Origin of the sequence: Streptomyces sp. VRA16 Mangrove soil (genome assembly GCF_017377775.1) — a bacterium.
Lineage (GTDB): Bacteria > Actinomycetota > Actinomycetes > Streptomycetales > Streptomycetaceae > Streptomyces.
Genome location: NZ_JAFVLN010000002.1, coordinates 453,575 through 474,641 on the forward strand (window position 1 = coordinate 453,575; position 21,067 = coordinate 474,641).

The 21,067-nt window shown below is 72.6% G+C and carries 21 protein-coding genes; 7 read left to right on the forward strand and 14 right to left on the reverse strand.

All coding sequences use genetic code 11. The features are described from left to right. Window positions 1–10 precede the first annotated feature (10 nt). On the forward strand, window positions 11–1,087 hold the full coding sequence (locus J3486_RS07750) for an ADP-ribosylglycohydrolase family protein (protein ID WP_207819379.1): 1,077 nt from the start codon (window positions 11–13) through the stop codon (window positions 1,085–1,087). A gap of 38 nt (window positions 1,088–1,125) precedes the next feature. Here J3486_RS07750 and J3486_RS07755 read toward each other — a convergent pair whose 3' ends face one another. After that, a complete protein-coding gene (locus J3486_RS07755; protein WP_207819380.1) occupies window positions 1,126–1,995 on the reverse strand; it encodes an SDR family NAD(P)-dependent oxidoreductase in 870 nt (289 codons plus the stop codon). A 130-nt stretch (window positions 1,996–2,125) separates the two neighbouring features. On the opposite strand from J3486_RS07755, the gene J3486_RS07760 reads away from it, so the two are divergent. The 5 genes from J3486_RS07760 to J3486_RS07780 all read left to right on the forward strand — a co-directional run bounded on the left by J3486_RS07760 (window position 2,126) and on the right by J3486_RS07780 (window position 6,773). Further along, complete coding sequence (locus J3486_RS07760) at window positions 2,126–2,956, forward strand: helix-turn-helix transcriptional regulator (RefSeq protein WP_267878173.1); 831 nt, start codon at window positions 2,126–2,128, stop codon at window positions 2,954–2,956. A gap of 26 nt (window positions 2,957–2,982) precedes the next feature. Next, window positions 2,983–3,474 carry an NUDIX hydrolase gene (locus J3486_RS07765; protein ID WP_207819382.1) on the forward strand — a complete coding sequence of 164 codons (492 nt, stop codon included), beginning with the start codon at window positions 2,983–2,985 and terminating at the stop codon, window positions 3,472–3,474. Window positions 3,475–3,607: 133 nt separating this feature from the next. Continuing rightward, a complete protein-coding gene (locus tag J3486_RS07770) occupies window positions 3,608–4,573 on the forward strand; it encodes a nucleoside hydrolase (protein ID WP_207819383.1) in 966 nt (321 codons plus the stop codon). Continuing rightward, window positions 4,570–6,012, forward strand: coding sequence for an MFS transporter (locus J3486_RS07775; protein ID WP_207819385.1), 1,443 nt, complete (start codon window positions 4,570–4,572; stop codon window positions 6,010–6,012). The genes J3486_RS07770 and J3486_RS07775 overlap by 4 nt, the downstream gene beginning before the upstream one ends. A 14-nt stretch (window positions 6,013–6,026) precedes the next feature. Further along, window positions 6,027–6,773: a Sir2 family NAD-dependent protein deacetylase gene (locus tag J3486_RS07780; protein ID WP_207819386.1), complete on the forward strand. Its 747-nt coding sequence runs from the start codon at window positions 6,027–6,029 to the stop codon at window positions 6,771–6,773. On the opposite strand, the gene J3486_RS07785 is transcribed toward J3486_RS07780, so the two are convergent. The 5 genes from J3486_RS07785 to J3486_RS07805 form a co-directional block, all read right to left on the reverse strand. Beyond that, a complete protein-coding gene (locus tag J3486_RS07785; RefSeq protein ID WP_207819712.1) occupies window positions 6,764–7,255 on the reverse strand; it encodes a nucleotidyltransferase domain-containing protein in 492 nt (163 codons plus the stop codon). The genes J3486_RS07780 and J3486_RS07785 overlap by 10 nt on opposite strands. Window positions 7,256–7,268: 13 nt before the next feature. Further along, window positions 7,269–7,763: a methylated-DNA--[protein]-cysteine S-methyltransferase gene (locus tag J3486_RS07790; protein WP_207819388.1), complete on the reverse strand. Its 495-nt coding sequence runs from the start codon at window positions 7,761–7,763 to the stop codon at window positions 7,269–7,271. Between the two features lie 12 nt (window positions 7,764–7,775). Further along, window positions 7,776–9,242 carry an AlkA N-terminal domain-containing protein gene (locus J3486_RS07795; protein WP_207819713.1) on the reverse strand — a complete coding sequence of 489 codons (1,467 nt, stop codon included), beginning with the start codon at window positions 9,240–9,242 and terminating at the stop codon, window positions 7,776–7,778. Between the two features lie 126 nt (window positions 9,243–9,368). After that, complete coding sequence (locus tag J3486_RS07800; RefSeq protein ID WP_207819389.1) at window positions 9,369–9,896, reverse strand: O-acetyl-ADP-ribose deacetylase; 528 nt, start codon at window positions 9,894–9,896, stop codon at window positions 9,369–9,371. After that, on the reverse strand, window positions 9,893–11,305 hold the full coding sequence (locus tag J3486_RS07805; RefSeq protein WP_207819714.1) for an NAD(P)/FAD-dependent oxidoreductase: 1,413 nt from the start codon (window positions 11,303–11,305) through the stop codon (window positions 9,893–9,895). The genes J3486_RS07800 and J3486_RS07805 overlap by 4 nt, the downstream gene beginning before the upstream one ends. A gap of 98 nt (window positions 11,306–11,403) precedes the next feature. On the opposite strand from J3486_RS07805, the gene J3486_RS07810 reads away from it, so the two are divergent. Next, on the forward strand, window positions 11,404–12,057 hold the full coding sequence (locus J3486_RS07810) for a hypothetical protein (protein WP_207819390.1): 654 nt from the start codon (window positions 11,404–11,406) through the stop codon (window positions 12,055–12,057). Here J3486_RS07810 and J3486_RS07815 read toward each other — a convergent pair. The 8 genes from J3486_RS07815 to J3486_RS07850 form a co-directional block, all read right to left on the reverse strand. Continuing rightward, window positions 11,987–12,856 carry an inositol monophosphatase family protein gene (locus J3486_RS07815; protein ID WP_207819391.1) on the reverse strand — a complete coding sequence of 290 codons (870 nt, stop codon included), beginning with the start codon at window positions 12,854–12,856 and terminating at the stop codon, window positions 11,987–11,989. The genes J3486_RS07810 and J3486_RS07815 overlap by 71 nt on opposite strands. Before the next feature lie 103 nt (window positions 12,857–12,959). Next, complete coding sequence (locus J3486_RS07820; protein WP_207819392.1) at window positions 12,960–14,774, reverse strand: gamma-glutamyltransferase family protein; 1,815 nt, start codon at window positions 14,772–14,774, stop codon at window positions 12,960–12,962. Window positions 14,775–14,793: 19 nt separating this feature from the next. Further along, window positions 14,794–15,846 carry an ABC transporter ATP-binding protein gene (locus J3486_RS07825; protein ID WP_207819393.1) on the reverse strand — a complete coding sequence of 351 codons (1,053 nt, stop codon included), beginning with the start codon at window positions 15,844–15,846 and terminating at the stop codon, window positions 14,794–14,796. Then, window positions 15,843–16,859 (reverse strand): ABC transporter ATP-binding protein, encoded by a 1,017-nt coding sequence (locus tag J3486_RS07830; protein WP_207819394.1) that lies wholly within the window; start codon window positions 16,857–16,859, stop codon window positions 15,843–15,845. The genes J3486_RS07825 and J3486_RS07830 overlap by 4 nt, the downstream gene beginning before the upstream one ends. Beyond that, entirely contained in the window at window positions 16,856–17,695 is an 840-nt protein-coding gene (locus J3486_RS07835; RefSeq protein ID WP_374194706.1) for an ABC transporter permease, read from the reverse strand. The genes J3486_RS07830 and J3486_RS07835 overlap by 4 nt, the downstream gene beginning before the upstream one ends. 32 nt (window positions 17,696–17,727) lie before the next feature. Further along, a complete protein-coding gene (locus tag J3486_RS07840) occupies window positions 17,728–18,681 on the reverse strand; it encodes an ABC transporter permease (protein ID WP_207819396.1) in 954 nt (317 codons plus the stop codon). Window positions 18,682–18,731: 50 nt separating this feature from the next. Next, window positions 18,732–20,303, reverse strand: a complete 1,572-nt coding sequence (locus J3486_RS07845; RefSeq protein ID WP_307804724.1) for an ABC transporter substrate-binding protein — start codon at window positions 20,301–20,303, stop codon at window positions 18,732–18,734. 299 nt (window positions 20,304–20,602) lie between these two features. After that, entirely contained in the window at window positions 20,603–21,010 is a 408-nt protein-coding gene (locus J3486_RS07850) for a cold-shock protein (RefSeq protein ID WP_207819400.1), read from the reverse strand. Between the last annotated feature and the right edge of the window lie 57 nt (window positions 21,011–21,067).

Here is a 21,067-nt window from a genome sequence, read left to right on the forward strand (position 1 = left end):
GACCGGATTCATGACGCCAACGAGCCCCCAGCTCACCGAACGCGTCCTCGCCGACCGTGTGCTCGGCGGCTGGCTCGGCCGGATCGCCGGCAACATGCTCGGCAAGCCGGTCGAGCAGGGCGAGGTGTGGACGCGCGACCGCATCGACCGCTATCTGCGGCAGGCCGAGGCCCTGCCGCTGACCGACTATCTGCCCGAACCCCCGTCGGACGACGTGGAGCTGGCGCTGCGCCCCGAGTGGCGGGCGTGCGTCAGGGGCCGCATTCACGGCAGTTGCCGCGACGACGACGTGGACTACGCGGTGCTCGGCCTGCACCTGCTGGAGACCCACGGTTTCGCGTTCACGACGGAACAGGTGGGAGAGCTGTGGCTGCTGCGGCTGCCCTACCTCCAGACGTTCACGGCGGAGCGCGCCGCGTACCGGAACCTGGCCAACGGGCTGAAGCCGCCGCTCACGGCGACGTACGACAACCCGTACCAGGAGTGGATCGGCGCGCTGATCCGCGCGGACGTCTTCGGCTGGTCGTGCCCGGGGGTGCCGCGCCGCGCCGCCTCCCTGGCCCGCCGCGACGCGGTCCTGTCGCACACCGGCAACGGGGTGTACGGGGCGATGTGGGCGGCGGCGCTGGTCTCGGCGGCGTTCACCGCGCCGACCCCGCGGGCTGCCCTCGACGCGGCGCTCACGGTGATCCCGGCGAGCAGCCGTCTCGCCCGGGTCGTACGCCGCACCATCTCGCTCCACGACTCGCGCCTGAGCTGGGAGGACACGCTCGCCACGGTCGAGGAGGAGACGGGCGGCCTGGGCTGGATCCACACCGTCCCGAACGCCGCGGTGATCACGGCCGGACTCCTGTACGGGGACGGCGACTTCACTCGCACCGTGACCCTCACGGTGCGCGGCGGCCTCGACACGGACTCCAACGGCGCGACGGCCGGTTCGGTGGCCGGTGTGTTGTGCGGCGCGTCGGCGATCCCCGCCCAGTGGACGGACCCGCTGGAGGACCGGGTACGCAGCGCGGTGTTCGGCTTCGACGGGGTACGGATCAGTGAACTGGCCGAGCGCACGGTGCGGTTGACGGAGCTCTGAGGGCGCCCGGGACGACGGCGCCCGGCCCGCCCTCCCGGCTACTTCGGCGCGAAGGCCTTCGGCCCCAGCCCCACCGCTCGGCTCAGCAGACCGTCCCGCAGCCCCGTCGGCAGGAAGCGCAGGGCGGCGACGGCGCGGCCGTCGCGGCCGGTGATGTAGCGCGCCGCGGGCCGGCGAGCGGTGAGGGCCTTGTGGATCGCGTCGACCGCCGGAGCGACGGGGCCCGGCTTCATACGGGCGGACGCCTTGCGGAACTCCTCCAGGGCGCGGGCGTAGTGGTGCTGGGTACCGGGCGAGCCGACCCAGCCGACGTCGGCCATCGCCTTGTCCGCCTTGGCGAAGACCTCGGTGTCCATGGCGCCGGGCAGCACGAGCGAGACGGTGACGCCCTGCGGGCGCAGCTCCATGCGCAGGGCGTCGTTGAGCGAGGCGAACGCGGCCTTGGACGCGGCGACGGGCCCCGCGAACGGAACGGACACGAGGGACGTGACGGCTCCGACGTTGACGATGCGGCCGCCGCCGGAGGCCCGAAGGGCGGGCAGCACGGCGCGCGTGACGGAGAGCTGGCCGAGGACGTTCACGTCGAGCTGGCGGCGCAGTTCGGGTCCGGGGACGAGTTCGAGGGGGCCCTGGACGACGATGCCGGCGCAGTTGACGAGCGCGTCGAGGCGCGGCCCGACGGTGTCGGCGGCGGCCGTGACGGACTCCTCGTCGGTGAGGTCGAGGGCGACGGGGAGGAACCCCTCGGCGGCGAGTTCCTCGGCGTCGGCGGGCCTGCGGTACGCGGTGTGCACACGCCAGCCGTCCTGAAGCAGCCGCCGGGCGAGGGGGCGGCCCACGCCGCCGGTGGCGCCGGTGATCAGGACGGTGCGGGACGCGGTGCGGGTGTCGGGGCTGGTGTCGGGCATGACGGGCCTTCCGGGGTGGGCGGGTCGGGGTGCTTCTCACCCTGCGCCCGGCCGCCGCCGCGAGGCAGAGTGGCATTCTTCCTAGTGCTGTCGGCACCCGTACCGGACACCGCACGCCCCGGGGGATCTCCTGAACGAGCACAGCCGCAAGGAACTCGGCGCCTTCCTGCGCTCCCGGCGCGAGCGCGCCGACCCCGCGTCGACCGGCCTGCCGAGCAGCGGCCGGCGGCGCACCCCCGGCCTGCGCCGCGAGGAGGTCTCCCTGCTGTCCGGGGTGAGTCTGACCTGGTACACCTGGCTGGAGCAGGGCCGCGACATCAACGTGTCGGAGCAGATCCTGTCGGCGCTCGCGACGGTGCTGCGGCTCGACGAGGTGGAGCGCGCGCATCTGTACCGGCTCGCGGAGCTGCCCGAACCGTCGCGCGGGCAGGCGGCCGGACTACCGGACGGGCTGCGGGAGTTCCTGGACCGGCTCGATCCGAGTCCCGCGTTCGTCATCGACCGCTGCTTCGACATCCTGGCCTGGAACCGGGCGCACGCCGTGCTGCTCGGTCCGCTCCTGGAGCGCCCCGCACGCGAACGCAACACGGTGTGGCAGCTGTTCCGGGCGCCCGAGGTCCGGGCGGCGCTGGCCGATTGGGACGCGGAGGCCCGCTGGCTGGTCGGACTGCTGCGCCAGCAGGCGGCGTACGAGACGGGCCGTGCGCGCTTCACCGAGCTGGTCACCGAACTCCTCGACAGCAGCGCCGAGTTCGCCCGGCTGTGGGCCGCCCACGACGTGACGGAGTTCCGGTCGTCGGTCCGCCGGTTCCGTCATCAGGCGCTGGGCGACGTGGAGTTGACGTACGTACGGCTCGCCGTGGCAGAGGCGCCGCATCTCAGCGTGGTGTGCCACTTCGCGGCGCCGGGCAGCCCGACGGACCGGCGGCTGCGGGAGCTGACCGGAACCGGGCCGGGCTGAGCCGCCGCGCGTCCTACAGTGGGCCGATGACCACCCTTGACTACGCCACCTACATCGCAAGCCTCCCCCGCGTCCTGGCCGGTGCCGCCGTGCTGTTCCGCGACGGCGAGGGACGCGTCCTGCTGGTCGAGCCGAACTACCGGGACGGCTGGGCGCTGCCCGGCGGGACCGTGGAGTCGGACGCCGGCGAGAGCCCGCGGCAGGGCGCACGCCGCGAGACCCTGGAGGAGATCGGCCTCGACATCGAACCGGGCCGGCTGCTGGCCGTGGACTGGGTGATCGGGACGGGCCGCCCGCCGCTCGTGGCGTACCTGTACGACGGCGGGGTGCTCCCGGCCGAGCGGATCGCGGCGATCCGGTTGCAGGAGGAGGAGCTGCTGTCCTGGCGGTTCGTGGCCGACGACGAGCTGGCCGCCCATCTGCCGGGGGCACTGGGCCGCCGGGTGAGCGCCGCGCTCGACGTGGTCCGCAGCGGTGCGGGGGCGGCCGAGCTGGAGAACGGCGTGCCGGTCGCCTGAGCGACGCTCTTCGGAGATCCCTACAAGAACAACTCACTCGATCTTGGATATCTACGCGCGTTGACAACTCGTGTGGCGCGGGGTGAGCTTTCCGTGGACAGTTTTTCCCAACGGAGCAAAGGGGCTCGAAGCGTTGGCCAGGAAGATCATCCTCGACTGCGACCCGGGACACGACGACGCCGTCGCGATGCTGCTCGCGCACGGCAACCCGGACATCGACCTGGTCGCGGTGACCACCGTCGTCGGCAACCAGACCCTGGAGAAGGTGACGCGCAACGCCCTGTCGGTCGCCGCCATCGCCGGGATCACCGGGGTGCCGTTCGCGGCCGGCTGCCCGCGGCCCCTGGTCCGGGAGATCGAGACCGCGCCGGAGATCCACGGCGAGACCGGCCTGGACGGTCCGGACCTGCCCGCCCCGGCCTTCGAGCTGGACCGGCGGCACGCCGTCGACCTCATCATCGACACGGTGATGTCCCACGCGCCGGGCGAGATCACCATCGTCCCGACGGCGGGCCTGACGAACATCGCGCTGGCCGCCCGCAAGGAGCCCCGGATCGTCGAGCGGGTCCGCGAGGTCGTGCTGATGGGCGGCGGCTACCACGAGGGCAACTGGAGCCCTGTCGCCGAGTTCAACATCGTGATCGACCCCGAGGCCGCCCACATCGTCTTCCACGAGAAGTGGCCGCTGACCATGGTCGGCCTCGACCTCACCCACCAGGCCCTCGCGACCCCCGCCGTCGAGGAGAAGATCAGGGCCGTCGGCACCGCGCCGGCCGCCTTCGTTCTCGAACTGCTCGACTTCTTCCGCGCGGCCTACCGCGAGAACCAGGGCTTCGAGCACCCTCCGGTGCACGACCCGTGCGCGGTCGCGTACGTCATCGACCCGGGCGTCATGACCGTACGCAAGGCGCCCGTCGACATCGAACTGCGCGGCGCGCTCACGCTCGGGATGACCGTGACGGACCTGCGCTCGCCGGCGCCCGCCGACTGCCACACCCAGGTCGCGGTGGACCTGGACCACGAACGATTCTGGGATCTCGTGGTCGACGCTCTCGTCCGTATCGGAGAGCCTGGAGAAACCGGAGCTCCCACCGTATGAACGTCTCCGCCTCCCCCCACACCCCGGCCGGTGACGCCCGCACGAGCGGCACCGCCAAGGTCGGCGCCCTGATGGTCGCGCTGCTCGCCGCCAGCTTCGCCTTCCAGCTCAACGCCTCGATGCTCAGCCCCGCGCTCGCCACGATGGCGACCGAGCTGGACACCACGGCCACGAAGATCAGCTTCACGCAGACGGCGTTCTTCACGGCCGCCGCGCTCTTCTCGCTGTTCCTGCCGCGCCTGGGCGACCTCATCGGCCGCCGCAAGGTGCTGACCGGGATGATGGCCCTGATGGCCGTCGGCTGTGTCATCGCCGCGCTCGCCACGAACGTCGGAACGCTCGCCGTCGGCCGCGTCATCCAGGGCGCCTCGGGCCCGACGATCCCGCTCGCGCTGATCATGCTGCGCGTGCAGGTCCCGGACCCGAAGAAGTACGGCGTGCTCCTCGGCATCGTCACGGCCGTGAACGGCGGTATCGCGGGCGTCGACTCGTTCGCGGGCGGCTGGCTCGCCGAGCACCACGGCTTCGCCTCGATCTTCTGGGTGATGACGGGCTTCGCCGCCCTCGCGGCCCTGTGCGTGCACTTCCTCGCCCCCGAGTCGCGGGCCGACGAGCGGCCGCGGATGGACTGGCCGGGCGTCGTCCTGCTCGTCGTCTCGGTCGGCGCGCTGCTGATCGCGTTCAACGAGGCGGGCAAGCTGGCCGACGCGAACTGGGCGCTGACCGCGATCCTGCTCGTGGTGGCCGCGGTCGCCTTCTGGGCGTTCTGGCGCGCGGAGACCCGCTCGGCCCATCCGCTGGTCACCACGCATCTGCTCAAGCGCCGGGCGACCTGGTCGATCCTGCTCTCGACGATGCTCACCATGACCGGCGTCTTCGCGATCATGAACGGGCTGCTGCCGGGCTTCGCCCAGGACACCTCCGTCGGGCTCTCGCTCGGCGCCGAGGGTGCGACCTGGTGGACGCTGACGCCGTACGCGCTGGCGGGGCTCGCCATGGGTCCGCTCTCCGGGCGGCTCGCGGCGAGCGTCGGCTACGGCCGGATCCTGCGCATCGGCCTCGTCCTCACCGCGGCCACCACGGTCCTCGCCCTCATCACGCTCCAGACGGACTCGCGCGGCCTGCTCCTCGCGGTGTCGATCCTGCTCGGTGTGACGTACGCGGGCACGGTCAACATCATGCTCAACGGCCTCGGCATCCTGCTCTCCCCGCACGAGAACCCGGGCTTCCTGCCGGGTCTGAACGCGGGCTGCTTCAATCTGGGCGCGGGCCTCAGCTTCGTGGTCCTGTACGCGGCCATGGACGCCGTCGCCCCGTCCGGTGCCACGTCGGTCGGCGGGTACAGCGCGGGTGTCGTCGCCGGTCTGGTGCTGATCGTCGCGGCCCTGTTCGCGTCGATGCTCATCCCGAAACCGGTGGACGCCGAGGCCACCGGCTGACCTACGCTCGGGTCATGACGACGTCCTCCTCGAAGCCGCTGGTCGCGATCCTCACCGGTGCGGGCATCAGCACCGACTCGGGCATCCCCGACTACCGCGGGCCGAACGGGGTGTGGCGCAAGGATCCCGACGCCGAGAAGCTCGTCACGTACGAGTACTACATGAACGACCCGGAGATCCGCCGCCGTGCCTGGCAGGTACGGCGGCGCAACCGCACACTGACGGCGGAGCCGAACGCGGCGCACCGCGCGATCGCGGACCTCGACCGCTCGGGCGTCCCGGTCCGGGTCATCACGCAGAACGTCGACGGGCTGCACCAGCTCGCCGGGGTGCCCGCCCGCAAGGTGCTCGAACTGCACGGTTCCGCCCGGCAGTTCCTGTGCACGCAGTGCGGGGAGCGCGGTCCGATGGAGGCGGCCATCGCGCGCGTGGACGCGGGCGAGGACGATCCTGCGTGCGAGATCTGCGGCGGCATCCTCAAGTCGACGACGGTGATGTTCGGCGAGCGCCTCGACCCGATGGTGCTCGGTGAGGCCGTCTCGATCACCAAGGCGTGCGAGGTGTTCTTCGCGGTCGGCTCCTCGCTCCAGGTGCAGCCCGCGGCGGGCCTGGCCGGTCTCGCGGCCGAGCACGGCGCCCGGCTCGTCGTGGTGAACGCGGAGCCGACGCCGTACGACGACATGGCCGACGAGATCGTGCGCGAGCCGATCGGGACGGCCCTGCCCCGGCTGCTCGGGGAGCTGGCCGCGCCTCAGAAGTGAGTGGCGATGCCGAACGCGCGGCGCAGTTGCGCCATGTCGTGCAGGTCGCGGTCCCGCGGCGCGTACCCCTGGTGGAAGGACACCTGCTGCTCGACCGAGAGGCACGGGACCGGGGCCCCAGCGATGGTGCCGGTCACGAAGCACGCGGCCGGGTAGGCGAAGGGCCGCTCGGGGTCGGGAGACGCCTGACGGGCCGAGCCGTCGGCGGCGAAGACGAGTGGATGCAGATCGATCTCGCGTCCGCCGGGGCCGGTGACGGCGAACCGGACGGGCCGCCAGTCCAGGCTCTCCGTGAACCCGGCCGCCGCGAGGGCGGCCACGACGGCGGGTTCCTGCTCCTGCCGGTGCATCAGATCCACGTCGTGGTGCTCCCGGGTCTGCTCGCCGACGAGCGCGTCGATCCCCCACCCGCCACCGATCCAGACCTCGGCGCCGGCCCGGCGCAGCAGGGCCAGCACGTCGAGTACGTCGTCCGCCGTCATCACGGAGCCCAGCCTAGGAGAACAGGGCCGCGCCCCGCTCGAAGTCGAGCAGCCTGCGCTTGCGGTCGAGGCCGCCGCCGTAGCCGGTCAGGTCGCCGCCCGCGCCGATGACGCGGTGGCAGGGGACGATGACGCCGACGGGGTTCTTGCCGTTGGCGAGGCCGACGGCACGGGAGGCGTTCGGTTTGCCGAGGGCCTCGGCGAGTTCACCGTAGGTGCGGGTCTCGCCGTACGGGATCCGCCGCAGCTGCGCCCACACGGAGCGCTGGAACGGCGTGCCGTGCAGGTCGAGCGGCAGGTCGAACTCCGTCAACTCGCCCTGGAAATAGGTGTTCAGCTGGTCGATGACGGCTCCGAAGGGGCGCTCGTCACGGGCGCCGAAGGTCTCCTCGGCGGGCCGGTGGCGCTGTCCTGTCATGTAGAGGCCGCTGAGGACGCCGTCGGTGGCGACGAGGGTGAGCGGGCCGTACGGGCTGTCGATGACGGTGTGCACGATGACGGGTGACATGGCGTAGATCCCTTACGCGGGGAGGAAATTGATCGGATGGGCGTCGGTGGCCCACAGGTACTGGGTCGCGTACGCCCGCCAGGGGCGCCAGGCCGCGGCCCGCGCGGTGAGCGCGGCCGGAGTGTGGGGCAGGCCCAACTCCTGTGCGGCGCGCCGCATTCCGAGGTCGGTGGGCAGGAAGGCGTCCGGGTCGCCGAGACCGCGCATGGCGATGGCCTCGATGGTCCAGGGCCCGAATCCGGGCAGTTCCGCGAGCCGGGCACGGGCCTCCTCCCAGTCGGACTCTGGGCCCAGCGTCAGCTCCCCGTCGGCCAGTCGCCGTACGAGGGTGAGGAGCGTGGTGCGGCGGCTGCCGGGCAGCGCGAGGGACTCCGGGTCGAGCGAGGCGAGGGACTGCGGGGTCGGGAAGAGGTGGGTGAGTCCGCCCTCCGGGTCCTCGACCGGGTCGCCGTGGGCGAGGACGAGGCGGGCGGCGTGGGTGCGGGCCGCGGCCGTGGAGACCTGCTGCCCGAGCACGGCGCGGACGGCGAACTCGGCCTCGTCGACGGTGCGCGGCACCCGGCGGCCGGGCGCCTTGTCGACGAGCGGCGCGAGCAGCGGGTCGGTGCGCAACCGGTCGTCGATCGCGACCGGGTCGGCGTCGAGGTCCAGCATCCGGCGGCAGCGGCTGATGGCGACGGTGAGGTCGCGCTGGTCGGTGAGGACGAGCCGGCAGCCGATGAAGTCGGCGCCGGGCGTCAGGCTCACGATGCCGTGCCCGTACGGCAGCCGCAGGGTGCGCCGGTACGCCCCGTCGCGCCACTCCTCGACACCCGGCACGCCGGTGGCGGCGAGATGGCCGAAGAGGTTGTCGGGGTTGAGGGGCTTGCGGAACGGCAGGCGCAGGGTGAGCGTCCCCGGGGTGCTGGTCCGCCCCTGGGGTGCGCGGGTGCGCAGGTCGCTGGGGGTGAGGGCGTAGACCTCGCGGACGGTGTCGTTGAAGGTGCGGATGGACGAGAAGCCGGCGGCGAACGCGATGTCGGCCATGGGCAGCCCGGTCGTCTCGACGAGCAGCCGGGCGGTCTGGGCGCGCTGGGCGCGGGCGAGCGCGAGGGGGCCCGCGCCGAGTTCGGCGAGGAGCTGCCGTTCGATCTGGCGCTCGCTGTAGCCGAGCCGCCGGGCGAGTCCGGGGACGCCCTCGCGGTCCACGACCCCGTCGCCGATGAGCCGCATGGCGCGGGCGGTGAGGTCGGCGCGCTGGTTCCACTCCGGGGAGCCGGGGCTGGTGTCGGGCCTGCACCGCTTGCAGGCGCGGAATCCGGCCTGCTGGCAGGCGGCGGCGCTCGGGTAGAAGGTCATGTTCCGCGGCTTGGGCGGCACGACCGGGCAGCCGGGGCGGCAGTAGATGCGGGTGGTGGTGACGGCGGTGAAGAACACCCCGTCGAACCGCGAGTCCTTGGCCTGCACCGCGCGCACGCACCGCTCGAAGTCGGTGTACATGGCGGTGGTCCCGGTGCGGTGGCCTGGTGCCTGTTCGGTGGGCATGCCTCCAGCATCGGGCATGGTGAGCGGGGTGGCTGGCGGGAATCCGACATCAACGTCGGGCCTGCCCCCAGGGCGGTCCGCTCAGTCCACGAACCGGGCGAACGCCTGCCGGGCCCGCTCGTCGAACACCACGAAGCGCACTTCCTCGACGACGCCGGGCGGGACCGCGCGCACGGTCTCGACGGCGATCCGCGCCCCGTCCTCCAGCGGCCAGCCGTAGATCCCGGTGGAGATCGCCGGGAACGCCACGGTGCGCGCGTGCAGCTCCTCGGCCACCTTGAGCGACTCCCGGTAGCAGGACGCGAGCAGCCCGGAGCGGTCCTCGGTCTCGGACCAGCGGGGGCCCACCGTGTGGATGACGTACGTGGCCGGGAGCAGCCCGGCCGTGGTGGCGACCGCGCGCCCGGTGGCGAGCCCCTTCCCGTAGTGGGAGGCCCGCAACTTCCGGCACTCGGCGAGGATTTCGGGGCCGCCGCGCCGGTGGATGGCGCCGTCCACTCCCCCGCCGCCGAGCAGCGACGAGTTCGCCGCGTTCACGACGGCGTCGACGTGCTGCTCGGTGATGTCGCCCTGGACGAGGACGAGCCGGGGCCCCTTGTCCGTGCTCATGACGCCGCCCTCAGTCGCTTCCACACGGCCTTCGCCGCGTTGTGCCCCGACATGCCGTGGACGCCGGGGCCGGGCGGGGACGCCGACGAGCAGATGAAGACGGCGGGGTGCGGGGTGGTGTACGGGGACAGCGACAGCTTGGGGCGCAGCAGCAACTGGAGCCCGCTCGCCGCGCCCGCGGCGATGTCACCGCCCACGTAGTTGGCGTTGCGCGCGGCCAGCTCGCGCGGCCCTGCGGTCGCGCGCGCGAGCACGAGGTCCCTGAACCCCGGGGCGAACCGCTCCAGTTGACGCTCGATCGCGTCCGTCAGATCGCCGTCCCAGCCGCTGGGCACGTGTCCGTACGCCCAGAACGTGTGCTTGCCCGCGGGCGCGCGCGTGGGGTCGAAGAGGCTGGGCTGCACGGTGATCAGGAACGGCTCGTCGGGCGCCCGGCCCTCGCGCGAGGCGGCGCGCAGGGCCTTGTCGATGTCGCCGCGGTAGGGGCCGACCTGGACGGTCCCGGCCGCGCGGGCCTCCTTCGCGGTCCACGGCACGGGACCGTCGAGCGCGTAGTCGACCTTGAAGACGCTCGATCCGTACCGGAACCGGTCGTAGTAGCGGCCCAGGCCCGCGATCCTGGCGAGGGCGGCGGGCGAGGTGTCGAAGACGTACGCGCGGGCGGGCGGCAGGTCGTCGAGCCGCTTCACCTCGTAGTCGGTGTGGATCGCGCCGCCCAGGTCCTTCAGGTACGCGGCGAGCGCGTCGGAGACGGACTGGGAGCCGCCGCGGGCGATCGGCCACCCGCGCGCGTGGGCGGCGAGCGCGAAGACGAGGCCGATGGCGGACGTCGCGAACCCGCCGAGCGGCGCGATGACGTGGGCGACGAGGCCCGCGATGAGGGCGGGCGCCTTCTCGTCGCGGAAGCGGCGGGTCAGCAGCGTCGAGGGTGGCAGGCCGACGAGGCCGAACCGGGCGAGGGTGACCGGGTCGCGGGGCAGCGCGCTGAGCGGCAGCGACATGAAGTCGCGCACGAGGGTGTCCCAGTGCGGCAGCAGCGGCTCGACCAGCCGGCGGTACGTGCCCGCGTCGCGCGGCCCGAAGGAGGCGGCGGTCTCGGCGACGGAGCGGGACAGCACGGCGGCGCTGCCGTCGGGGAACGGGTGCGCCATCGGCAGCTCGGCGTGCACCCACTCCAGGCCGTACCGCTCCAGGGGCAGGGCGCGGAACGCCGGGGAGTTGATGCCCAACGGGTGGGCGGCCGAGCACGGGTCGTGGCGGAAGCCGGGCAGTGTCAGCTCCTCGGTGCGGGCGCCGCCGCCGATGGTGTCCTTGGCCTCGAACACGGCCACGGAGAAGCCCCGTCTGGCCAGTTCGACGGCAGCGGTCAGCCCGTTGGGCCCCGCACCCACCACGACGGCGTCGAGCATCGACGGCACCTTCGGACTCCTTCGTCAGCCGATGGCCACTGCCCGCACAGGATATGCCGGGGCACCGACAACGCCGGGGTCCGGGTAGCGTGCGGCGGATGACGTACTGGTTCCGGACCGCCGAAGGGTCTCTGACGTCGTGGCGCGAAGTGGGCGATGCCGGGGTGGTGCTGCGCGAGGCGGTGTTCGACGCGGAGCGGCCGGCCGCGATGCCGCCCGAACCGCTGGCCCCGGCGCCGTGGGGCGCGGCCGTGGTGGCGTCGTCACGGGCCGAACTGTCCTGGTTGGCGGGCCGGTTCGGGCTCCTGGGCATGGCGCTGTACGAGGACATGTACGGGGCGCCCACCGCGCGTACCGCCGAGGGGGGCGCCGAGGTCACCGAGGGCGACTTCGAGCGGGCCTGGGGGAAGGCCCGCAGCGACCGGCACTTCACGCCCCGTCCCACAGGGCCGCTGCCGAACGGCACCCGGCTGACCGGCACGGTCTCCGTACTGCCGTGGGGGCCGGGCATCACCGGCCTCTTCGTCGATCTGGGCCCGGAACTGCCGCTGCCCGCCTTCGTGGACATGGGGCACCTGCCCCGGGAGCCCGACCGATGGCCGCAGGTGGGCGCGGTCGGCAGCTACGAGGTCACCGATGTGCGCTTCCACTCCGTGGCCCAGGGGCCCTGCGGCCTGCAGATCAGACTGCGCCCGGCCCCGCCAGCAGCCCCCGCACCCGCTCCGCGGCCCTCGGGTCCCGGGCCGCGGTGAACGGCAGCGCGTTGCCCCCGGTGATCCGGAACGGCTCGCCCGTGCGCGTGAGGTGGGCGCCGCCCGCCTCCTCGACCAGGAGCAGTCCTGCCGCGTGGTCCCAGGCCAGCTCCCAGCTGAACGCGACGGCGTCGACCGCGCCGCGCGCGACGGCCAGGTACTCCAGGCCCGCCGAGCCACAGGGGCGCGGGGCGACACCGTCCGTCCACAGGCCCGTCAGGGCGCGCTTTTGATCGTCGGTCGTGTAGTCGGGGTGCGAGGTGGCGATCCGCAGGTCGGTGCCCGGCTCGGGCGAACCGGCGTGCAGCGCCCGGCCGTTGAGGGTCGCTCCCCTGCCGCGTACGGCGACGGCGAACTCGTCGAGGGCGGGCGCCCAGGTCCAGGAGGCCAGCACGACGCCGTCGAGGGTGAGGGCGACGAGGGTGCAGAAGCCGGGGTCGCCGTGGACGAACTGGCGGGTGCCGTCGACCGGGTCGACGATCCAGACCGGGCCCGCGCCGCGTATCGCCTCGTACGTCGTCGGGTCGGCGGCGACGGCCTCCTCGCCGACGACGACCGCGCCGGGCAGCACGGCGGCCAGCTCGCGCGTGAGGTACTCCTCCGCGCGCCGGTCGGCGACGGTCACCAGGTCGTGCGGGGCGCTCTTCTGCTGGATCTCGTGCGCGGCGAGCTGCCGGAAGCGGGGGGTGATCTCGGCGGCGGCCGCGGCGCGCACGATGCGCTCCACGTCGCGGACGAGCTCGTCGGTCACCTTGCTGGTCAGAAAGTCGTCGATGCTCTCTGTCGTGGTTTCGATCATGCCTCCATGAGACCACGCCCCACTGACAATGCGCACCGAGCAGGTGAACAAGGGGTGGAATCGCAGGGAAATCGGCGGTTCCACCCCTTGTGCGGCCGGTCGGTCAGCGGCCGACGGCGTATCCCTGCATGCCGCGCGGGTTCGCCGCCGCCGACAGGACGCCGGTGCGCGGGTCGCGGGCGACGGCGCACAACCGGCCCTCGGACCAGGCGTCACCCACGGTCACCTCGTGACCACGGCGGCGCAGCTCGGCGACGACGTCCTCGTCCATGCGCGACTCCACGGTCACCGATCCCGGCCGCATGCCGCGCGGGAAGAAGGAGCCGGGGAACGAGTCGTTGTGCCAGTTCGGGGCGTCGATGGCGCCCTGGAGGTCGAGCCCGCCCCGGACCGAGGCGCGCAGCGCGACGGCGAGGAAGAAGTGCACCTGCCACTGGTCCTGCTGGTCGCCGCCGGGCGTACCGAAGGCCATGACCGGGACGCCGTCCTTCAGGGCGAGGGACGGGGTGAGCGTGGTACGGGGGCGGCGGCCGGGGGTGAGCGAGTTGGGCAGGTCCTCGTCGAGCCAGGCCATCTGCAGGCGCGTACCGAGCGGGAAGCCGAGCTCGGGCACGACGGGGTTGGACTGGAGCCAGCCGCCCGAGGGGGTGGCCGCGACCATGTTGCCCCAGCGGTCGACGATGTCGAGGTGGCAGGTGTCGCCGCGGGTCCCGCCGTTCTTCTGCACGGTCGGCTCACCGGCGCCCGCGACCCCCATGGCGTCGAAGCCGGCCTCGCCGGACGCGACCGCGTGGGCGTGCGCGCTGAGCCGCGGCTCGGCGCCGAGCGGGCTGCCGGGGCGCAGCTCGTGCGAGGCCTTCTCCGGGTCGACGAGGGCGCGGCGTGCGGCGTTGTACGGGTCGGAGAGCAGCGCGTCGACGGGGACGTCCTGGGCGTCGCCGTACCAGGCCTCCCGGTCGGCCATGGCGAGCTTGCAGCCCTCTACGAGGAGGTGCACGTAGTCGGCCGACCCGTAGGCGGGCAGTTCCGGCGGGAGCAGGGCGAGCTGCTGGAGGAAGGCGGGGCCCTGGCTCCAGCCGCCGGCCTTGCACAGGGTCCAGCCGTTCCAGTCGTACGTGGCCGGGGCCTCGTAGGTCGCTTCCCAGGCGGCGAGATCGGCGAGCGTCAGGGTTCCGGTGTGGCGCTCGCCGCTGGTGTCCATGGTGGGCCGCTGGGCCTGGCGGACCAGTGCCTCGGCGATGAAGCCCTCGCGCCAGACGCGGCGGGCCTCCTCGATCTGGGCCACACGGTTGGCGCTGCCGGCGCCGCCCGCCTCCTCGGCCTCCGCTATGAGCCGCTTCCAGGTGGCGGCGAGCTGCCGGTTGCGCAGGAGTTCGCCGGGCTGCGGGGCCTTGCCGTCGACGAGGTAGACCTCGGCTGACGACGGCCACTCGGTCTCGAAGAGTGCGCGGACCGTCTCGACGGTCTCGCCGACGCGCTCCACGGGCGCGTGCCCGTCCTCCGCGTACCCGACGGCGTACTTGAGAACGTCGGCGAGGGTCTTGGTGCCGTGGTCCTTCAGGAGCAGCATCCAGGCGTCGAACGCGCCGGGCACGGCGGCGGCGAGCGGTCCGGTGCCGGGTACGAGGTCGAGGCCGAGTTCGTCCCTGTAGTGCGCGACGGTGGCACCGGCCGGGGCGACGCCCTGGCCGCACAGCACGCGCACCTCGCCGCCGGCCGGGGCGAGGATCATCGGCACCTCGCCGGCCGGGCCGTTCAGGTGCGGCTCGACGACGTGCAGGACGAAGCCCGCGGCGACGGCGGCGTCGTAGGCGTTGCCTCCGTCCTCCAGGACCGCCATGGCGGACTGGGAGGCGAGGTAGTGCGTGGAGGACACCATGCCGAAGGTGCCCTGGAGGGTCGGCCGGGTGGTGAACAAGAAGGGCTCCTAGTAGCGACTAGCGGGTGGCGGTACGCGTGTTCGGGATCGTACGAGAGGGCTCTGCTGCCGGGGCCGCCGCGTCGGGGGCGGTGCCGTCGTCGGCGACCAGGTGGCAGGAGACCTCGCGGCCGCCGGCCGTGCTGTCGAGGGTGCGCAGGGCCGGGATCTCCGTGCGGCAGCGGTCGACGGCGAGCGGGCAGCGGGTGTGGAAGCGGCAGCCGGGCGGCGGCGCGAGCGGGCTGGGCAGTTCGCCGGACAGGACGATGCGTTCGCGGGTGCGCTGGGTGACCGGGTCGGGGACCGGCGCGGCCGACAGCAGGGCCTGCGTGTAGGGGTGCTTGGGGTCGGCGAACAGCTCGCGCGTGGGCGCCTGTTCGACGATCTGGCCCAGGTACATGACGGCGATCCGGTCGGCCAGGTACTCGACGGCGGCCAGGTCGTGCGTGATGAACAGGCAGCCGAAGCCGCGGTCGCGCTGCAGGTCGGCCAACAGGTTCAGTACCGAGGCCTGCACGGACACGTCGAGCGCGGAGGTCGGCTCGTCGGCGACCAGGAGGTCGGGGTCGACGGAGAGGGCGCGGGCGATGGAGATGCGCTGGCGCTGGCCGCCGGAGAGTTCGTGCGGGTGCCGGTCGGCGTGCTCGGGGCGCAGCCCCACTTGCGCGAGAAGTTCCTGTACGCGCGCGTGGGCGGCCTCTTTGCCCTTGGTGATCCCGTGCAGCCGCAGCGGTTCGGCGATGATCTCGCCGACCGTCATGCGCGGGTCGAGCGAGGACGACGGATCCTGGAAGACCAGGTGGAAGTCCTTGCGCAGGGGCCGCAGGGCGCGCCGCGACATCGTCGTGACGTCCGTGCCGTTGATGCGGACGGTGCCGCCGGTGGGGTCGTCGAGGCGGACGGCGCAGCGGCCGACGGTCGACTTGCCGCTGCCGGACTCGCCGACGAGGCCGACGACCTCGCCGCGGCCGACGGTCAGGGTGACGCCGTCGGCGGCGCGCACGGTGCCGCCCGCGCCCGCGAAGTGCCGCTCCAGGCCGACGAGTTCGAGAACCGGGGTGTCGCTGGTCATGAGGCGGTCTCCTGGAGGGTGTGCGGGTGCCAGCAGGCGGCGCGGTGCGCGGCGTCGGCGCCCGCGTCGGTGGTGACGGCCTTGAAGCCGGGCCGGCCCGACGTGCAGGTGTCGTCGGCGCGGGCGCAGCGCGGCGCGAAGGTGCAGGCGTCGGGCTGCGCGTCGAGGCTCGGGACGAGGCCGGGGATCTCCGGGAGCCGCTCCTTGGGGGTGCCGGGCCGCAGCACGGCCGAGAGGAGCCCGCGCGTGTACGGGTGCCGGGGCGCCGCGAACAGCTCGTCCACCGGGGCCTGTTCGACCGGGCGGCCCGCGTACATGACGAGCACCCGGTCGGCGATGTCGGCGACGACACCGAGGTCGTGGGTGATGAGCACGATGGCGGTGCCGAGCCGCTCGCGCAGCGACTGGAGCACCTCCAGGATGCCCGCCTGGACGGTGACGTCGAGCGCGGTCGTGGGCTCGTCGGCGATCAGCACCGACGGGTCGCAGGCGACCGCGATGGCGATCATCACGCGCTGGCGCATGCCACCGGAGAGCTGGTGCGGGTATTCGTCGACGCGCTGCGCGGGCGCCGGGATGCCGACGAGGTCGAGGAGTTCGACGGCACGCGCGCGTGCCTCCTTCCTGCTCAGCCCCTGGTGGCGGCGGAGCACCTCGCCGATCTGCCGCCCGATGGTGAGCACCGGGTTCAGGGACGTCATCGGCTCCTGGAAGATCATCGCGATGTCCTTGCCGCGGACCTTCCCGTACGCCTTGTCGTCGGCGCCCGCCAGCTCCCGCTCGCCGAGCCGGATCGAGCCGGTGATGTGGGCGGTGGGCGGCAGCAGGCCCATCACGGCCATCGAGGTGACGGACTTCCCGCAGCCCGACTCGCCCACCACGGCGAGCACTTCACCGGCGTGCAGGTCGTAGGAGAGGTGGTCGACGGCGTGCACGGTGCGGGTGTCGGACTGGCCGTGCCCGAACGTGACCGACAGGTCGCGCACGCTCAGGACGGGTGCGGTGGTGCTCATCGGGTCGCTCCACGGGGGTCGAGGACGTCGCGCAGGCCGTCGCCGAGCAGGTTGAACGCGAGGGTCGCGGCGACCACGGCGAGGCCGGGGAAGACCGCCATCCAGGGCGCGGGCGCGAGGAAGGACTGGGCGGAGGAGAGCATCACGCCGAGCGAGGGCTCGGGCGGCTGCACGCCGAGGCCGAGGAAGCTGAGCAGGGCCTCGCCGATGATGGCGGCGGGGATGCCGACGGTGGCCTGCACGGTGAGGGCGGACGTCGCGTTCGGCAGGATGTGCCGGAACAGGACGGTGCCGTCCCCGCCGCCGTTGGCGACGGCCGCGGCCACGTAGTCGACGTGCTTGAGGCGCAGCGTCTCGGCGCGGGTGATCCGGATGACGGCCGGGATCTGCGAGATGCCGATGGCGATCGTGGCGTTGGTGAGCGAGGGGCCGAGGACTGCGGCGAGGCCGACGGCGAGCACCAGGAACGGGAAGGCGAGCATGGTGTCGGTGATCCGGGAGACGACACTGTCCGCGATCTTGCCGTAGTACCCGGCGAGCAGTCCGAGCGGGACGCCGACGAGGAAGGCGAGGACGACCGCGAGGACGCCGACCTGCATCGAGGCCCTGGCCCCGAACACGACGCGGGAGAGCTGGTCGCGGCCGAGGTCGTCGGTGCCCAGCCAGTGCGCCCAGCTCGGCGCGGCGAGCACGTTCTCGAAGTCGGGCCGCGCCGGGTCGTACGGCGCGACGAGCGGGGCGAACAGCGCGGCGAGCACGAAGACCACCGCGATGACGGCGCCGGTCATGGCCAGCTTGTTCTTGCGCAGGGCGCGCAGTTTGGCGTTGCCCGCGATCCGGGTGCGGACCGTCGGGAGGGCGAGGGTGGTCACCGGGCACCTCCGAGCCGGATGCGCGGGTCGATGACCGAGTACGCCACGTCGACCAGCAGGTTGATGAAGATGTACGCGAACGAGGTGACGAGGACGACGCCCTGGAGGGTCGCGTAGTCACGGGTGAAGACGGCGTCGATGGTGAGCTTGCCGAAGCCGGGGAGGACGAAGATCTGCTCGGTGACGACGGCGCCGGAGATCAGGTGGCCGAGCTGCAGGCCGAGGACGGTCACCACGGTGACGAGGGAGTTGCGCAGCGCGTGCCCGCCGACGATCTCACGGCGCGAGAGCCCCTTGGCGCGGGCCGTGCGCACGTAGTCGGCGGAGAGCGAGTCGAGCATCGCGGCGCGGGTCTGCCGCATGACGACGGCGGCGAGCCCGGAGCCGAGCACGATCGCGGGCAGCACCATGCGCCGCAGGTTGTCGACGGGGTCGGTGCCGAAGGGCACGTACCCGGAGGCGGCGAAGACCGGGATGGCGATGGCGAAGGCCAGGACGAGGACGATGCCGAGCCAGAACGTCGGGATCGACAGGCCGAGCAGGGCGAGCGCGTTGGCGATCCACTCGGCGGGCCTGCCGCGCCGCACCGCGGCGACGACTCCGGCGCCGATGCCGAGGACGATCGCCAACAGCAGGGAGAGCGCGGCGAGTTCGAGGGTGACGGGCAGCGCCTGGCCGATGGCGTCGGAGACCGGGAGGCCGGTGCGCGACGACGTGCCGAGGTCGCCCTGGAGGGCGTGGCCGATGAACCGCGCGTACTGGACGACGATGTTGTCGTCGAGCCCGTACTCGGCGCGGATCGCGGCGAGCGCCTCGGGGCTGCGCTCCTCGCCCGCGAGGGCGAGCGCCGGGTCGCCGGGCAGCGCGCGGATCCCGGCGAAGACCACGACGGAGACGAGGAAGAGGGTGATGACGGACTGGCGCACGCGCGTCAGGACGTACTTGGCCATTGGGTGTCCGGCGAGCAACCCGGGCTTTTTCAGCGATATCTGAGCGGTCGTCACTTGGCGTACCCCGCATTCTTCACGCGGATCAGGCCGTCGCCGTAGACACGGATGCCCGCGACGTCCTTCCCTGCGACGACGTAGTTCTTCTGGCGGTAGAGGTAGATGAGCGCGTGCGCGTCGTTGACCCGGCGGGTCAACTCACCGTAGATCTTTGCGCGTTCGGCCGGGTCGGACTCGGTGCGGCCGCGGGCGATGAGCGCGTCGACCTTCTTGTCGCTGTATCCGTAGGCGTTCATCGCGCCCCGCGTCTGCAGGAAGCTGGCGATGTTGCCGTCCGGGTCGAGCCGTCCCGACCAGCCGCTGTTGAAGGCCGCGTAGTGGCCGTCGTCGGTCTCCTCCAGCATCGTGGCGTACTCGGTGGGCCGCAGGGTGACGGCGAAGCCGGCGTCCTTGGCCATGGCCTGGATGACCTGGCCGATGCGGCTCCACTCGGGCGTGGTGGACGTCTTCAGCTCGACGGGGACCGGTGTCTTCACCCCGGCCTGCTTCAGCAGTCGCCTGGCCTTGGCCACATCGCGCTTGGGGCAGGCGGACGCCTTCACGCCGGGCGCGATCGCGGCCGCCGGGGAGACGGGCCCGCACGCGGGCTCGTACATGCCCTGGAAGACGACCTTGTTGATGAGGTCGCGGTCGATGGCCAGCTCGAACGCCTCGCGCACGCGGACGTCGCCCGCGAGCGGGGTGTCGATCCTGCCGGGCTTCTGACCGAGGCCCTTGACGTTGCCGACGTTGAGGCCGATGCCCTGGTAGCCGAGCGAGGGTGAGTTGAAGAGCTGGAGCTTGTTGTCGGTGAGGGCGCTCTTCACGTCGACGGGGACCATCTGGTCGCCGACCTGGACGTCGCCGGAGCGCAGGTTGGCGAGGCGGACGCCGCCGTCGGGGATCGGCTTGTAGATCACCTTGTCGAGGTGCACGGCGTCGGCGTCGTAGTAGTTCGGGTCCTTGGTGACGACGATGCGGTCACCGCCGACGCGTTCGGCGAACTTGAACGGGCCCACGCAGGAGGGGTGGTTGGTGAAGTTCTTGCCGTACTTCTTCAGCGCGGTCGGTGACATCACCATGCCCGAGCGGTCGGCGAGGACGGCGGTCAGCGGGACGTACGCCTGCTTGAGGGTGAGCTTCACGCTGTACGGGCCGGTCGCCTCGGCGCTCTTGAGCGGCGCGAGTTCGGTGGCGCGCGCCGAGCCGGCGAGGTCGCGGTGGCGCAGCAGCGACGTCACCACGGCGGCCGCGTCCAGTTTGGTGCCGTCGCTGAACTTCGCGTCCTCGCGGACGGAGAAGGTGACGGTGCGGCCGCCGTCGGTGGTCTTCGGCAGTGCGGTCGCGAGTTGGGGCACGACCTTGCCGTCGGCGTCGGTGTCGTAGAGCTTCTCGCACATGCCGGCGAAGACGGTGCGGCCCACCAGGGTCTGGGCGAGAGTCGGGTCGAGCTTGTCGGGGTCGGCGTTGAGGGCGACGGTGAGGGTGCCGCCGTCGCGGACGGGACGGTCGTCGGTCATCCGCACCCCGCCGACCTCGGTGGCCGAGGACTGCAAGGAGCCGCAGCCCGCCGTCAGGGACAACACCAAGGCAACTGCCGTGCAGGCAAACGCTGTTCGGCGCACGAGGGCATACCTCCGCCAGTGAAAAATCCGCAGGAACCAATGAGGGGTCACAGGAAACCTGTGGGCGATCAAGGAATACCGCAGAACGTATTTCGCATACAGTCCGCAGGACAAGGGGGTTGTCCGCATGCCGGACGACATTCGATGAAGATTGAATAACTGGCCGCGACATCAGGGGAGAAGAGCGGCGAGAACGGACAGGGCCCGGACCGAGTCGCTCGACTCGGTCCGGGCCCTGTCCGTTCAGGAGCGGTCGCGGCTCAGCCGTCCACCCAGCCGTGCTTGCGTCCGCTCTGTACCAGCTCGCGGCGGATCGCCAGGATCTGCTCGCCGGTGAGGGAGGGAGCGGCGCGCAGCAGCAGCTCCGTCACCTCGTTCGTGTACTCGTCGACGCGCAGCACGTCGCAGAGCACGTCCTCGCCGTCCGCGGCGACGTGCCGGCCGCCCGCCACCGGCGCGGACGCACCCTCGGCCAGCTGCACCGAGGACGCCTTCGGGCCGCGGTCGCCCTCCTCGATGTCGAACTCGACCTTCAGCCCCGTGCGCAGATACGACTCGGGGATGAGGAGGTCGTTCACGTGCAGGAAGACGTCCTCACCGCCGTCGTCCGGCGCGATGAACCCATAACCGCGCGCTCCGTCGAAGCGCACCACACGACCAGCTACCACGCCGACCCCCAACCACCACGGCGGACCCAGCGTCCGCGTCCTCAGCATCTCTTGCAG

What these genes read in the sequence shown, in the direction of transcription:
- J3486_RS07750 (WP_207819379.1), top strand. Translation starts at nt 11, where the DNA reads ATGACGCCAACGAGCCCCCAGCTCACCGAACGCGTCCTCGCCGACCGT.
- J3486_RS07755 (WP_207819380.1), bottom strand. Translation starts at nt 1,995, where the DNA reads ATGCCCGACACCAGCCCCGACACCCGCACCGCGTCCCGCACCGTCCTG.
- J3486_RS07765 (WP_207819382.1), top strand. Translation starts at nt 2,983, where the DNA reads ATGACCACCCTTGACTACGCCACCTACATCGCAAGCCTCCCCCGCGTC.
- J3486_RS07775 (WP_207819385.1), top strand. Translation starts at nt 4,570, where the DNA reads ATGAACGTCTCCGCCTCCCCCCACACCCCGGCCGGTGACGCCCGCACG.
- J3486_RS07780 (WP_207819386.1), top strand. Translation starts at nt 6,027, where the DNA reads ATGACGACGTCCTCCTCGAAGCCGCTGGTCGCGATCCTCACCGGTGCG.
- J3486_RS07785 (WP_207819712.1), bottom strand. Translation starts at nt 7,255, where the DNA reads ATGACGGCGGACGACGTACTCGACGTGCTGGCCCTGCTGCGCCGGGCC.
- J3486_RS07790 (WP_207819388.1), bottom strand. Translation starts at nt 7,763, where the DNA reads ATGTCACCCGTCATCGTGCACACCGTCATCGACAGCCCGTACGGCCCG.
- J3486_RS07795 (WP_207819713.1), bottom strand. Translation starts at nt 9,242, where the DNA reads ATGTACACCGACTTCGAGCGGTGCGTGCGCGCGGTGCAGGCCAAGGAC.
- J3486_RS07800 (WP_207819389.1), bottom strand. Translation starts at nt 9,896, where the DNA reads ATGAGCACGGACAAGGGGCCCCGGCTCGTCCTCGTCCAGGGCGACATC.
- J3486_RS07805 (WP_207819714.1), bottom strand. Translation starts at nt 11,305, where the DNA reads ATGCTCGACGCCGTCGTGGTGGGTGCGGGGCCCAACGGGCTGACCGCT.
- J3486_RS07810 (WP_207819390.1), top strand. Translation starts at nt 11,404, where the DNA reads ATGACGTACTGGTTCCGGACCGCCGAAGGGTCTCTGACGTCGTGGCGC.
- J3486_RS07815 (WP_207819391.1), bottom strand. Translation starts at nt 12,856, where the DNA reads ATGATCGAAACCACGACAGAGAGCATCGACGACTTTCTGACCAGCAAG.
- J3486_RS07825 (WP_207819393.1), bottom strand. Translation starts at nt 15,846, where the DNA reads ATGACCAGCGACACCCCGGTTCTCGAACTCGTCGGCCTGGAGCGGCAC.
- J3486_RS07830 (WP_207819394.1), bottom strand. Translation starts at nt 16,859, where the DNA reads ATGAGCACCACCGCACCCGTCCTGAGCGTGCGCGACCTGTCGGTCACG.
- J3486_RS07840 (WP_207819396.1), bottom strand. Translation starts at nt 18,681, where the DNA reads ATGGCCAAGTACGTCCTGACGCGCGTGCGCCAGTCCGTCATCACCCTC.